Below are 13,363 nucleotides of genomic sequence, written 5' to 3' on the forward strand. Positions count from 1 at the left end.
CGATAACATGAAACCACCAATTGCAGACAAACAAAATTACAGCTTTGAAGCCCACGGACAAACAATAAACGATGATTATCAATGGCTGCGTGATCCTAAATGGCCAAATGTAGAAGACTCTAAAATTTTAGACTACTTAAAGGCTGAGAATAAATATACCGAAAATTTCTTTGCCGATCTGCACAAGGATAAGGAAAAGATTTTTGAAGAATTAAAAGGACGAATCAAATTAGACGATGAGTCAGTTTATGTTAAGAAAAAAGACTACTACTATTATCATAGAGTAGAGGGGAATAAAAATTATCCGATATATTGCCGGAAGCATAATAGTATGGAAGCACATGAAGAGATAATATTAGATGTTAACTTTCTTACTCCAAACGGCGGTTTTACCGATGTTGCCAAAGTCGCAATATCACCTGATCAAAATTTAATGGCTTACAGCGTTAATTTTACGGGTAATGAGCAATACAATATCAAAATATATAATCTTAAAGAACAAAAATACTTACCTGATGAAGTAAAAGACGTGGCACCATCCATAATTTGGCATGAACAACTAAGCGGCTTTTTCTATATTACTATCAATGAAAATCAACGCTGGGATAAGGTAATGTTTCATCGCTTAGGTGAAGATATTTCTCAAGACAAACTTATATTCGAGGTAAAAAACCCTCTTCATTTTATCAGTTGCGAAAAATCAGCAAGTAATGAATATATTTTTATAAACTCAGGAGATCATAATGAAAATGAAATTTACATAATTTCTATGCAGGATGATAATTTTACGCCTAAATTAGTACGAGCTGCAGAAAATAAAATATTCTATGATGTAGAACATAATGATGATTATTTTTATATTAAAACTAATTATAAAGCTAAAAATTTCCATATTGTAAAGCTACCGGTAAATAATTTTGAAAATGCTAATTGGGATGATATTTATATTAAGGAAGAACAAGACAAATATTTAAAAAGCTTTGAGGTTACAAATAATTATTTAATCTTAAATTATCGTGACCAAGGTTTACCGCTAATTAAAATAAAGCAATTTAAAGATTTACAAGAAAAAATAATTCATTTTCCTGACGAAAGTTTCCAAGCAAGTAGCTTTTCTACAAACTTTGAGGAAGACGATATCAGAGTAAATTACTCTTCTCTAGCAAGACCAAATACCACTTATAACTACGATTTTGATAGTGATAAATTAACGATATTAAAGACCCAAGAAATACCATCAGGCTTTAATCCTGAAGAGTATAAAGTAGAGAGAATATTTGCAGATAATGGCGACGTAAAAGTACCTATTACTTTATTCTACAAAAAATCTTTATTTAAAAAAGACGGCTCAAATCCTTTATATCTAATGGGATACGGAGCTTACGGGATTAGCATGCCTGTCAATTTTAGAAATACGGCAGTGACACTTGCTGATCGTGGTTTTATTTACGCAGTTGCTCATATTAGAGGTGGCGATGATCTAGGTCATGGCTGGTATGAAGCAGCAAAATTTTTAACCAAAAAAAGAACCTTTGAAGACTTCATAGCTTGTAGTAAAGCTTTAATTAATGAGCAATATACAAGTAACAACAATATAGTAATAATGGGCGGTAGTGCCGGCGGTATGTTAATAGGTTATGTCCTCAACGAAAAACCTGAACTCTATAAATTAGCCGTTGCTCATGTACCATTTGTAGACGTACTTAATACCATGCTTGATGAAAGCTTACCTCTAACTCTTTTAGAATATAATGAATGGGGTAATCCGAAAGAGAAAGAATATTTTGAATATATTAAATCATATTCTCCTTATGATAACGTAAAAGCACAAAACTATCCTGCTCTATTCATTACTTGCGGTATATCCGACCCACGTGTAGGTTACTGGGAACCTGCTAAATGGGTAGCAAAATTACGAGAACTAAAAACAGACAATAATCCCTTATTATTAAAAACGAATATGGATACGGGACATAAGGGTTCTGCCGGTCGCTTTGATTATTTGAAGGAGATAGCTGACGAATTAGCATTTATTTTTAAGGTATTTGATATACTCGTTTAATTTAAAAAATTGGCATCGTTGTTTCATATTTTTTGATCCTCACGTACTAGTATGTACGCTGCGGTCAAAAAATATAAAACGCCTTGCTCTTTTCCAAATTAAACTTCGTCTATCACCATATTATTTACTGATTGCAAAAAACCATGCACAAAAATTATCTAGAACAATTACAAAAATTACCGATTACTTTAATTTTACTAATTAGCTTAATTTGCTGCATTGGTTTTGTTGTGCTTTATTCTGCAGCGAATAGCAATTTGCAACCCTGGGCTTACAAACAAATTATAAATTTTTGTATATTCTTGCCGTTAGCTATTGTTGTTGCATTGATAGATTTGCGTATAATCTTCAGATTATCATATATTTTCTATTTTTGTGTACTTGCTTTACTAGCAGCCGTGGAGCTTTTCGGTTCAACTGCCATGGGCGGTAAAAGATGGATTGATATCGGTATAGTTAAGCTTCAGCCTTCCGAACCGATAAAAATCGCCGTTGTATTAATGCTTGCTAGATATTTTCATTCACTCACAATCGATGATCTTACAAAATTTCACAAAGTTATCATACCGATTATTGGAGTTTTAATACCGGCTTTTCTAATAATTAGAGAACCGGATTTAGGTACGGGAATGATTGTCTTAATTGTTTCCACAATTATATTTTTTGCAGCAGGTTTTAGAATAAAATATTTTATAATACTAGGTCTTGCTGCTCTTATTAGCCTGCCTATTGCTTGGAATATGATGTATGATTATCAAAAAAAACGGGTAATGGTGTTTTTAGACCCTGAACACGATCCGCTCGGTGCTAGCTATAATATTATTCAATCTAAAATCGCTATAGGTTCAGGTAGCTTATTTGGACGAGGTTTAAATCAAGGTAGCCAAAGTCATTTAGATTTTCTTCCCGAACATCAAACAGACTTTATCTTTGCTACTTTCGCTGAAGAATTCGGCTTTATAGGAGGAATGTTTTTACTAATATTATATTTTGCACTTATAACTATTTCTTTATTAATTGCCGCAAATTGCCGAGAGATTTTTAGTAAATTAATGGTAATAGGTATTACTTCGATTTTATTTAGTCACGTATTTATTAATATAGCTATGGTTATGGGCTTGCTTCCCGTAGTAGGCGTACCACTGCCATTTATTTCTTACGGCGGAACAATGATCGCATCCATGCTAATAGGCTTTGGGCTTGTGATGAATGCTCAGGTACACGGACATACCACTTTAAACTAGTTCAATTATATTTATAAAATTGATAATATAAATTAATAATAAGTTGCACTTCACTTTCTTATTTATCGTGTAAAGCGAAATTTCCTATTGACTTTTATTTTGAACAGTATAGATTTCTTTACAATTTAATTTTTTATAAAGAATTTATGCTCGGCTATGAGAAAGCACAAACAAGTTTAAATAGAGAACAAAAACAAGCATTAGGTATTTTGTCTATCGGAACTTTTCTTGAATATTTTGATTTATATTTATATGTACATATGGCCGTGCTTCTCAACGAGCTATTTTTTCCTAAAGCTGATCCTCAGACTGCTCTAATCTATGAAGCAGCTGCATGATGTTCAACATATGTATTTAGACCTATAGGAGCATTAATCTTTGGTTGGCTTGGTGATAATATAGGAAGAAAATCAACTATAATAATAACTACTTTGCTTATGGCTATAGCTTGTTTTATTATGGCAAATCTTTCAACTTATGATGAAATAGGAATTGTAGCTACATAGGTTATGATAGCGTGCCGTATGGCACAAGGCATGTCCTCAATGGGGGAAGTAATAGGAGCCGATGTATATTTAACTGAATTTATTAAACCACCTGTACAATATCCAGCCGTAGCAACTTTAGATAGTTTTTGTATATTAGGTGGTTTTGGAGCATTATGCTTAGCTTCTTTAGTTACTTCATTTGGTTTTAGTTGGCGTATAGCTTTTTTAATAGGTGCTGGAATCGCTATAGTAGGAGTCATCGGAAGAACTTCACTTAGAGAGACACCGGAGTTTGTGGATACTAAACGGTATTTAAGAAAAACTTTAGAACAAGCTAATATTGATCCTAAGAAGATAAAAGTAATATTAAAACTATTATAGCGTTTTTTTTATTAGATTGTGCAGGTCCTGTAGCATTTTATGTATCATATATTTATTGTGCTAATATATTAAAAAATACTTTTAATTATAGCCCTGCAGAAATTATTCATCAGAATTTATTTGTAGCAGCAGTAGAATTATTTGGAGCTTTTATGCTAGTTTATCTTAGCTGTAAAATATATCCTTTAAAGATTATAAAAATTAAACTTATAATATTTGGTATTTTTATTCTTATATGTCCTTATTTACTATATAATCTTACTTCACCGCTTCAAGTATTTTTTATTCAAGGATTTATAATGCTATTTGGATGTTTTATGAGTCCTGCTTTCCCTATCTTTTGCAAATATTTACCAGTTTTAAGAAGATTTACATATGCTAGTTTTTCTTTTGCTTTATCTAGAGCTGCTGTATTTACAATAACAACCTTTGGAAGTATTTTGTTAATAAAATATTTAGACCATTGGGGAGTGATGGTAATTTTGGTACCTGTTACCTTAGGATTTTGGTATGGTGTAAACTACTTTAAAAAATTGGAGAAAGAAGCTGGAAATTATCCTGAAAAGCTATTTGAGGTTTATTAAAATCCATACCTAGATTTTTGTAGCACAGTTTAATTAATTGCTGTTTTATTTCATGTGCCTCTATATACATAGCAATTTTTACAAAACTAATTAAACTTTCCTCTATAACTTTCCTCATTTTTTCAGGTGATTTAGCACCTAAAGTTTGTAAATTATGCATTCTGTCAAAGAACTTTATTAATACCGTATCATGTCGTTTTTCATTAATTAATAGATTCAAGCTTTCCTCTGCACTAATTTTTCGGTCGTGCCTCCGTATTGCAGTTTAGAGTAAATAGTCTATAATCCTCAAACAGTAATAAGAGAGAATTATAGTTAAGGAGTTATGGCAAAAATAGATGTTAAGTGTAGATATTATAACAACACAGAAGAAGTAATAAAGTCAGGATATTCAATTTCAAAACAACAGAGATATCAATGCAAGCGGTGTAATCGATATTTTCAATTGGAGTATATTAATAATGCATCTAAGCCTGGAGTTAAGGAGCAAATAGTAGAAATGTCAATCAACGGCTCTGGAGTTAGAGATACAGTAAGAGTATTAAAAGTGGGTATCAATACAGTTATCCGTGTTTTAAAAAATCTAGTATTAAAAACAATAAATCATTCTATCAGTACAACAAAAGTAATTATTGCTCCTGAGATAGATGAACAATGGTCTTATGTACAGAATAAATCCAGACAACGATGGCTTTGGTATGCCTTGGATAAGATTTCGTTAAAAGTAGGATGGATGGGGGAGTTATGCTAGGTTATTAGACCCTAAAAAGCATATTATCAGTAAAAAATACACTCAACGGATAGAACGAAGTAACTTGAACCTTAGAACGAGATGCAAGAGGCTTGCACGTAAGACAATCTGCTTTTCCAAGTCATTGGATATTCATGATAAGGTTATTGGTACTCTTATTGAACGTATAGCTTTTTAATAGGCGTAACTGCAATATGGAGGCATGACCCATAATATAATAAATAGTAAAATTAACCGCTTGGGTACTATTGCCAACGGTAAATATAAAAATAATAATTACAATTTTGAAGGCTTGTTAAGTTATAATTATCTCTTGAATAGTAGTATTTCACTTACTCCAAATATTGGTATAAAGTACGGTTATTCTAAGGATGGTCAATACCGGTATACAGAGTTTAAGCGTAGCAGCCAAAAAACATAATTTATGGAGCAGTGTTTTAGGTGGAAAAGTAATTTTAACCCCGCAAAAAATATATAAGAACATAAGTATTACTCCGGCATTACAAGCATCTGTAGAAAATTACTTTCACAATACAAGTAAAAAACTTCATACTAAGGTAAAATGGAAAGATAAAGAAATCAATGAAACAGTTGCTTTACCAAAACAACCTAAAATAGGTTATAATATTGGTGCAAGCGTCTTGACGGAAAAAGATAATGTAAGTGTTCTACTAGAATATAACTGCCACTTACAGAAGCAATATCAAAGTCATCAAGGTTTTATAAAGTTAAAAATTAATTTGTGATTTGTGAAGGTACTGTTACAAATATAGAGGAGAAGTAATATAAGGATAGGAAATTTAAGGGTATGTCAAGAAGTCTGTATAAGTATTGTATTTCTCAATATTTCAGAACTTGCAACTGAAGGGCTGAAACCTTGATTACTCCTTGGCTTTCCCGTTCAATGAACTTGAAAAAGTAGCCAACTGTACGGAATGGCTCCCCGGGCCGGACTCGAACCAGCGACCGAACGGTTAACAGCCGTTTGCTCTACCACTGAGCTACCGAGGAATATAGAAGTTATCTAAAAATTTTTAGATAACTTCTTATAACAAATCTTTATTATAACGTCTAGCGTTTTCTTTATATAAAATAAAAAAAGTTTACTCATCCCCAATTTTCAACGCTGCGATAAAAGCAGATTGCGGGATTTCGATATTACCGTACTGTCTCATTCTCTTTTTACCTGCTTTTTGCTTCTCAAGAAGCTTACGTTTACGGCTTATATCACCACCGTAGCATTTAGATAAAACATCTTTACGTAGGGCTTTAATAGTCTCACGAGCAATAATACGGCTACCGATACTTGCTTGAATTGCTATATCAATCTGCTGCCTTGGAATTAAATCCTTTAACCGCACGCATAACGCCCTACCCCTCTGCTCGGCACGTGAGCGATGTACGATTGTGGACAGTGCATCAACCGCCTCTGCGTTAACCAAAATCCCAAGCTTAACAAGTTCAGAAGGTTCATAAACATCCATTTGCCATTCAAAACTTGCATAACCTTTAGAACAGCTTTTTAAACGATCGTAGAAATCGTAAACTATCTCATTAAGGGGCAATTTATAAACTATTTTAGCTCTGTTTGCTATATAGCTATGATCGAGTTGCACACCTCTTTTTTCCGTACAAAGTGATAATACCGCACCTAAAAACTCATCAGGTACCATTATAGTTGCCTTAATCCACGGCTCTTCCATCGATTCGATTTTTTGTAAATCAGGTAAATCCGCAGGGTTATGAATCTCTAAGCTCTCACCGTCCCGCATATGAATTTTATACACCACACTTGGAGCAGTAGTGATTAAATCTAAATCGAATTCCCTACTTAAACGTTCTTGGATTATCTCTAAATGTAATAGCCCTAAAAAACCACACCTAAAGCCTACTCCAAGGGCTGACGAGCTTTCCATTTCATACTCAAAGCTGGCATCATTAAGGCGTAATTTAGCGAGCGAATCCTTTAGATGCTCGAATTCTGCACTATCTGTTGGGTAAAGCCCGCAAAACACTACGGGTAGGTTCGGCTTAAAGCCAGGCAGTGCTTGCTCGCAAGGTTTCTTCTCATCAGTTATAGTATCTCCGACTTTACAATCCGCTACTTGCTTTATAGAAGCAGTAAAGAAACCGATTTCGCCTGCATGTAAAACATCCGAAATATGTTTTTTTGGAGTAAAATATCCGACATTCTCGACGGTATAAACCGAGTTTGTCGCCATCATTTTAATACGCATATTCTTACGCAAAGTTCCATCAATAATACGTACTAAAATAACCACCCCGAGATATGGGTCATACCAACTATCAACAAGCAAAGCTTTCAAAATATCAGTACTACTTTCTTTTGGTGGAGGTAATTTATTTACTATTGCCTCTAAAACTAAATCAATACCTATACCGCTTTTGGCAGAGATTAGCACAGCCTCACTTGCATCGATCCCGATTATATCTTCTATCTGCTGCTTCACCTGATCAGGTTCTGACGCCGGCAGATCAATCTTATTAAGCACCGGTACAATTTCATGATCATTCTCGATTGCTTGGTAAACATTGGCAAGCGTTTGGGCTTCTACTCCTTGCGTACTATCAACTACTAATAACGACCCTTCACAAGCAGCAAGTGACCTACTAACTTCATAAGCAAAATCAACATGCCCCGGAGTATCCATCAAATTCAGATAGTAAGTATTACCGTCTTTAGCTTTATATACAAGCCGCACGGTTTGTGCCTTAATAGTTATACCTCGCTCTTTTTCAATATCCATCGAATCTAGCACTTGCTGGCTCATTTCCCTAGCCTGAAGCCCGCCGCAATGCTCAATTAACCTATCAGCTAATGTAGATTTACCATGATCAATATGGGCAATTATTGAGAAGTTCCTTATATATTTTTGATTATTCATAATTATTGTGATATAATTTGCGTTTTGTCATCCCCGTCATTGCGAGGAAATTACGTTAGTAATTGACGAAGCAATCTCAGGAGTATTATTTCATGAGATTGCCGCGTCGCTTCGCTCCTCGCAATGACGAACGACGCAGGCATTACTCACTTGCAATGACGGCTACAATCACGATAATATACAATAAAACCAAAATTTATAACAGGAAAAAATAATGAGAGCTGAAATAGAAAATTATGTAAAAAAAATTGAGCAGTCTTTAGAACTACTTTGGAGGTCACTTTGACGTTGAAGCATCAACTGAAAGACTGAAAGAGTTAGAAGAGTTAACAGCCGATCCGAGCTTATGGAACGACCAAGCTAAAGCACAAGCATTACTGCGAGAAAAAAGCAATTTGGAAGAAAAACTAAATGCCTTTAATAAACTCAAATCTAATTTAAAAGACGCTTTAGAACTTGAAGAAATGGCTGAATCCGAAAACGATTTAGAAACACTTTCACAAGTTGAACAGGACTTTAAAAATTTAAGCATCATTGCTGCCAAATTTGAAACCGAATGCTTATTTTCAGGTGAAGCAGACGGTAATAATTGCTTTTTAGAGATTAATGCCGGAGCCGGAGGAACTGAAAGCCATGACTGGGCATCTATTATGATGCGTATGTATTTGCGTTTTGCCGAGAGGCTCGGCTTTAAAACCGAAATAATCAATATGATTAACGGCGAAGAAGCAGGCATTAAATCATGCACGATTAGGATAATAGGCAAGCGAGCTTACGGCTGGTTTAAGACCGAAGCGGGTGTTCACAGATTAGTGCGTATTTCCCCGTTTAATGCTGCAGGAAAAAGAATGACTAGCTTTGCAAGTAGCTGGGTATACCCCGAAATTGACGATAATATAGCAATTACTATCGAAGATAAGGATTTAAGAATCGATACTTTTAGAGCGTCAGGTGCAGGCGGGCAGCACGTTAATACTACTGATTCTGCCGTACGTATCACTCATATACCGACAAATACGGTGACACAATGCCAAAGCGATAGATCACAGCATAAAAATAAGGCTCAAGCTATGAAGATGCTTCAAGCAAAACTCTATGAGCTTGAAATGCAGAAACGCACAGACAGTGTTAACGAGCAGAATGCCGCCAAAACCGATAATAGCTGGGGACATCAAATTAGGTCATATGTTTTACAGCCTTATCAGATGGTAAAAGATTTACGCACCGATTACGAAACTTCCGATACTAAAGGAGTACTTGACGGTGACCTTGAAGAATTTGTTTCCGCAAGCCTTGCTATGAATGCGGGTGGTAGGAGGTAAAATTTACGCAGCAGGTTGCTGTGCAAATTGGTCGTGCCTCCGTATTGCAGTTTAGAGTAAATAGTCTATAATCCTCAAACAGTAATAAGAGAGAATTATAGTTAAGGAGTTATGGCAAAAATAGATGTTAAGTGTAGATATTGTAACAACACAGAAGAAGTAATAAAGTCAGGATATTCAATTTCAAAACAACAGAGATATCAATGCAAGCGGTGTAATCGATATTTTCAATTGGAGTATATTAATAATGCATCTAAGCCTGGAGTTAAGGAGCAAATAGTAGAAATGTCAATCAACGGCTCTGGAGTTAGAGATACAGTAAGAGTATTAAAAGTGGGTATCAATACAGTTATCCGTGTTTTAAAAAAATCTAGTATTAAAAACAATAAATCATTCTATCAGTACAACAAAAGTAATTATTGCTCCTGAGATAGATGAACAATGGTCTTATGTACAGAATAAATCCAGACAACGATGGCTTTGGTATGCCTTGGATAAGATTTCGTTAAAAGTAGTTGCTTATACGTTTGGTACAAGATGTGATAGCACATTAGAATCATTACTGAAAAAACTAGAGAATTTCAAGGTGACTTTTTACTATACAGATGGATGGGGGAGTTATGCTAGGTTATTAGACCCTAAAAAGCATATTATCAGTAAAAAATACACTCAACGGATAGAACGAAGTAACTTGAACCTTAGAACGAGATGCAAGAGGCTTGCACGTAAGACAATCTGCTTTTCCAAGTCATTGGATATTCATGATAAGGTTATTGGTACTCTTATTGAACGTATAGCTTTTTAATAGGCGTAACTGCAATATGGAGGCATGACCGACATTCTTATACAAAAATACCGATTAATTCTGATGCTCAAAATATAGGAGCTGCAGATAAAGAAGACGGTTATAATAGGATGAGACTTGGCATAGAGATTGCAAGAGAAGTGACAGCTAAAAAACTTGATAAGCAAATATCTAGCCTAACATCTGAAGAATTACAAAAATACGGACCGATAATTTTGTTTAATGGCGGAGCTTATGATAATAGCTTACTAAAAGAAGCCCTTGATAAAAATATTATTACCGATTATCCAAAAGAAAATTTTTATATTTTTACATTACCTGAAGGACAGGTTAATACAGGCGGACAATTTAAAACTTTATATAAAGAACATGAACACGGTAATATCGACTTAAGTAACGCCGAAATTGCAATTGTTACTCATGCTTATCATTTTCCTCGTGTTAATAGATATTTTGATAACAAACCGAATTTTGACTTTTTCTTCACTCATAACACTAAACCTATGATTTTCTTAGTCGATCGAAGATTTGAAGCCTCAGGAGTAGATAATGAACTAAAACAGGAGCTAATAAAATTACCGGGCTATATAGAGAAAGGTTTTGTTTCAGAAAAATTAAATGCTAATATTTAGCAATGCTTGATTAATCAATTACTATCTCTCTTGCGTCTTGCTCTTTAATCTCAATGCGAGGTAGAATAATAGTAAGTATTCCATTCTTAAGGCTTGAAGAGATATTTACCTGGTCCACATCTTCATATAATGATATTACGTAATTAAAATTTTTATTCATATAATTATCTGAATCATCAGCTTTATTTTTTTCTTCTATATTCCCTGTAATAAATAATTTATTGCCGTTTACTTTAATCTTAATTTGACTTTTATCAAACCCAGGTACTTCCATTATAATAATATACTGCTTATCTTTAGTAATAAAATTACTTTTTATGCTATTAGACTCATAAAGCGGCAATCTATTTTTAAATAAATTATCAATATTTGTAATTTGATTATCTATTAAATCCGCTACTTGACGCAAAGGCGTCGCATGACCGGTGTCATAATTATTATTAGCCATTGCAATATTACTAGATAAAATAATAGCTGCTATAGAAGGAATATATAATTTTGCACTCTTTAACATAAAATTACCTTTATATTTGTTGCTTATATATTTAAATATATAAAATTATCTATTTAAAATTCAAGTCTTACATTTCCATAATTTGCTAAAAGTACGCTGCCCAAAATAAAAGCTAATAATCCCTGCAAAAATAGTTTGGTCTTCAATACTCCATAATATATCTAGATACTCCACTAGCAGAGCAGAGCTTTTTAACGATTTATATTGAACATATTTAACACCTCCATGCATTGCAAAGAAACTATAAGCAAGTACCGGCCTTACAGAACCGTTTAAAGCATCAACCCAGCTGACACCTGATTTATAAGTAGAATAAAGAGAATATTGCTCTGCCATTTCTTGTGATATGGTAAGCTCTGTAAAAGTCTTGGATTGATTGAGTTTGTTATTAGCAATTTGACGATCTAAAATATTTATCTCGTGTTTTTTGTCGTTAATATCTTTGTATATTTTTAAAATCTCAGGAATGATAGAGCTAATAAAGCCTGTTATCGCTGCAAATAAAGTAATCATAAATACCTATCTATATAATTTAGGATAAGTATAGCAAAGATAAGTCATTATACTAAGAGAGAGGTATGGTAATCGTCATTGCGAGCGACTGAAGGCGTTGTTGCATGGACCTGTAAAACCTACTCAATGTCATTCCTGCGTGGACGGGTAAAACCCACTGTGTCACCCCGTGGCTTGAACACGGGGTCCATAAAAACAATAAAAAATACTAATAATTTTAGTATTTTTAACTGGATACCGTGGTCAAGCCACGGGATGACAGAGGTGAAATTGATCCACGCAACAAGGTCTTCTCGCAATGACGATTTTTGAACTACTTTAAATTAGACCAAATGCGGTTTTTTGCAATATAGAAAAAGATAGTAAACACTATCAAAAACATCATAACTTTAAGACCCATAGATTTACGATGTTCCATTTCCGGCTCAGCTGCCCATTGTAGGAATACCGCAACATCATGCGACATCTGCTCTACGCTTGCGTTAGTACCGTCCATATAGGTTACCTGCCCATCTGTAAGAGGCGGCGGCATTGCTATTTGCTCACCTGGGAAATACGGATTATAATGAGTCCCTTGCATTAACTTAAAATCTGCCGGCGGTTCGGTATAACCGGTAAGCAACGAATATATATAATTAGCTCCGTCATGACGTGCTTTTATTATCAACGATAAATCAGGAGGATGGGCTCCGTTATTAGCTGCCCTTGCTGCTTGCTCATTAGGGTAAGGAGGTACAAAACGATCCGATGGAAGAGCGGGACGGTCAAACATCTCACCGTCATCATTTGGCCCATCTTTTATCGTATAGCCCTTGGCAATCTCTTTTATCTCATCATCCGAAAAGCCAATATCTTTCAAGTTACGGTAATATAAATTATTTAAACCGTGGCAAACGCTACAAACTTCTTTATAAACCTGAAAGCCTCTTTGTGCTGCTTCACGATTAACTGTACCAAATACGCCGTCAAACGACCATTTCATCTTTTTTGGATGTAATGCTTCTTCACCTGCTAAGCATACGCTAGAAGTTATTAATATGATGATAGAGATAAGTAGTTTAGTTTTCATAGTGTTTAAAAATTTTAATCCAATCGTCCAGGTAAGAATATATTAATGTAAATAATATTGTTATTGATAAAATAGTATTTGTAAAAAAACTA

12 protein-coding genes, 1 tRNA gene and 3 pseudogenes are annotated in these 13,363 nt (G+C 34.3%); 11 read left to right on the plus strand and 5 right to left on the minus strand.

What is annotated here, in order from left to right; translation table 11 throughout:
- The first annotated feature begins 7 nt into the window (after window positions 1-7).
- The 7 genes and pseudogenes from ACNFN7_RS03910 to ACNFN7_RS03940 all read left to right on the plus strand — a co-directional run bounded on the left by ACNFN7_RS03910 (window position 8) and on the right by ACNFN7_RS03940 (window position 6,256).
- Window positions 8-2,062 carry a S9 family peptidase gene (locus tag ACNFN7_RS03910; protein ID WP_485440938.1) on the plus strand — a complete coding sequence of 685 codons (2,055 nt, stop codon included), beginning with the start codon at window positions 8-10 and terminating at the stop codon, window positions 2,060-2,062.
- Window positions 2,063-2,205: 143 nt separating this feature from the next.
- Window positions 2,206-3,306, plus strand: coding sequence for a rod shape-determining protein RodA (gene rodA / locus ACNFN7_RS03915; RefSeq protein ID WP_485440939.1), 1,101 nt, complete (start codon window positions 2,206-2,208; stop codon window positions 3,304-3,306).
- A 146-nt stretch (window positions 3,307-3,452) separates the two neighbouring features.
- Window positions 3,453-3,644 carry a hypothetical protein gene (locus ACNFN7_RS03920; RefSeq protein ID WP_485440940.1) on the plus strand — a complete coding sequence of 64 codons (192 nt, stop codon included), beginning with the start codon at window positions 3,453-3,455 and terminating at the stop codon, window positions 3,642-3,644.
- A 60-nt stretch (window positions 3,645-3,704) separates the two neighbouring features.
- A pseudogene (locus ACNFN7_RS03925) lies at window positions 3,705-4,175 on the plus strand (MFS transporter).
- A 152-nt stretch (window positions 4,176-4,327) separates the two neighbouring features.
- Complete coding sequence (locus ACNFN7_RS03930; protein ID WP_485440941.1) at window positions 4,328-4,759, plus strand: proline/betaine transporter; 432 nt, start codon at window positions 4,328-4,330, stop codon at window positions 4,757-4,759.
- Between the two features lie 325 nt (window positions 4,760-5,084).
- A pseudogene (locus ACNFN7_RS03935) lies at window positions 5,085-5,688 on the plus strand (IS1 family transposase).
- A 193-nt stretch (window positions 5,689-5,881) separates the two neighbouring features.
- On the plus strand, window positions 5,882-6,256 hold the full coding sequence (locus tag ACNFN7_RS03940) for an autotransporter outer membrane beta-barrel domain-containing protein (protein ID WP_485440942.1): 375 nt from the start codon (window positions 5,882-5,884) through the stop codon (window positions 6,254-6,256).
- Window positions 6,257-6,446: 190 nt separating this feature from the next.
- On the opposite strand, the gene ACNFN7_RS03945 is transcribed toward ACNFN7_RS03940, so the two are convergent.
- Window positions 6,447-6,521 (minus strand) — tRNA-Asn (locus tag ACNFN7_RS03945).
- A 92-nt stretch (window positions 6,522-6,613) separates the two neighbouring features.
- Entirely contained in the window at window positions 6,614-8,416 is a 1,803-nt protein-coding gene (lepA, locus tag ACNFN7_RS03950) for a translation elongation factor 4 (protein WP_485440943.1), read from the minus strand.
- Between the two features lie 214 nt (window positions 8,417-8,630).
- Here lepA and prfB point away from each other — a divergent pair.
- The 4 genes and pseudogenes from prfB to ACNFN7_RS03970 all read left to right on the plus strand — a co-directional run bounded on the left by prfB (window position 8,631) and on the right by ACNFN7_RS03970 (window position 11,175).
- Window positions 8,631-9,738 (plus strand): peptide chain release factor 2 gene (prfB, locus tag ACNFN7_RS03955; protein WP_485440944.1). Its coding sequence is split into 2 segments (ribosomal slippage): window positions 8,631-8,699 and window positions 8,701-9,738, totalling 1,107 coding nucleotides; the frame shifts between segments, so codons are not numbered across the junction.
- A 111-nt stretch (window positions 9,739-9,849) separates the two neighbouring features.
- Window positions 9,850-10,543, plus strand: a protein-coding gene (locus tag ACNFN7_RS03960) for an IS1 family transposase (protein ID WP_485440526.1) whose coding sequence is annotated in 2 segments (ribosomal slippage) — window positions 9,850-10,136 and window positions 10,135-10,543 — 696 coding nt in all. Because the reading frame shifts where the segments join, the coding sequence is not laid out codon by codon here.
- 209 nt (window positions 10,544-10,752) lie between these two features.
- Window positions 10,753-10,936: pseudogene (locus tag ACNFN7_RS03965) on the plus strand (hypothetical protein).
- Between the two features lie 110 nt (window positions 10,937-11,046).
- Window positions 11,047-11,175 carry a hypothetical protein gene (locus ACNFN7_RS03970; protein ID WP_485440945.1) on the plus strand — a complete coding sequence of 43 codons (129 nt, stop codon included), beginning with the start codon at window positions 11,047-11,049 and terminating at the stop codon, window positions 11,173-11,175.
- A 10-nt stretch (window positions 11,176-11,185) separates the two neighbouring features.
- On the opposite strand, the gene ACNFN7_RS03975 is transcribed toward ACNFN7_RS03970, so the two are convergent.
- The 3 genes from ACNFN7_RS03975 to ACNFN7_RS03985 form a co-directional block, all read right to left on the minus strand.
- Window positions 11,186-11,689, minus strand: a complete 504-nt coding sequence (locus ACNFN7_RS03975; protein ID WP_485440946.1) for an Hsp20/alpha crystallin family protein — start codon at window positions 11,687-11,689, stop codon at window positions 11,186-11,188.
- Window positions 11,690-11,749: 60 nt separating this feature from the next.
- Window positions 11,750-12,202 carry a hypothetical protein gene (locus ACNFN7_RS03980; RefSeq protein WP_485441257.1) on the minus strand — a complete coding sequence of 151 codons (453 nt, stop codon included), beginning with the start codon at window positions 12,200-12,202 and terminating at the stop codon, window positions 11,750-11,752.
- 313 nt (window positions 12,203-12,515) lie between these two features.
- Window positions 12,516-13,271 carry a cytochrome c1 gene (locus ACNFN7_RS03985; RefSeq protein ID WP_485440947.1) on the minus strand — a complete coding sequence of 252 codons (756 nt, stop codon included), beginning with the start codon at window positions 13,269-13,271 and terminating at the stop codon, window positions 12,516-12,518.
- Window positions 13,272-13,363 lie beyond the last annotated feature (92 nt).

This window comes from Rickettsia sp. MAE-05, from assembly GCF_057319745.1.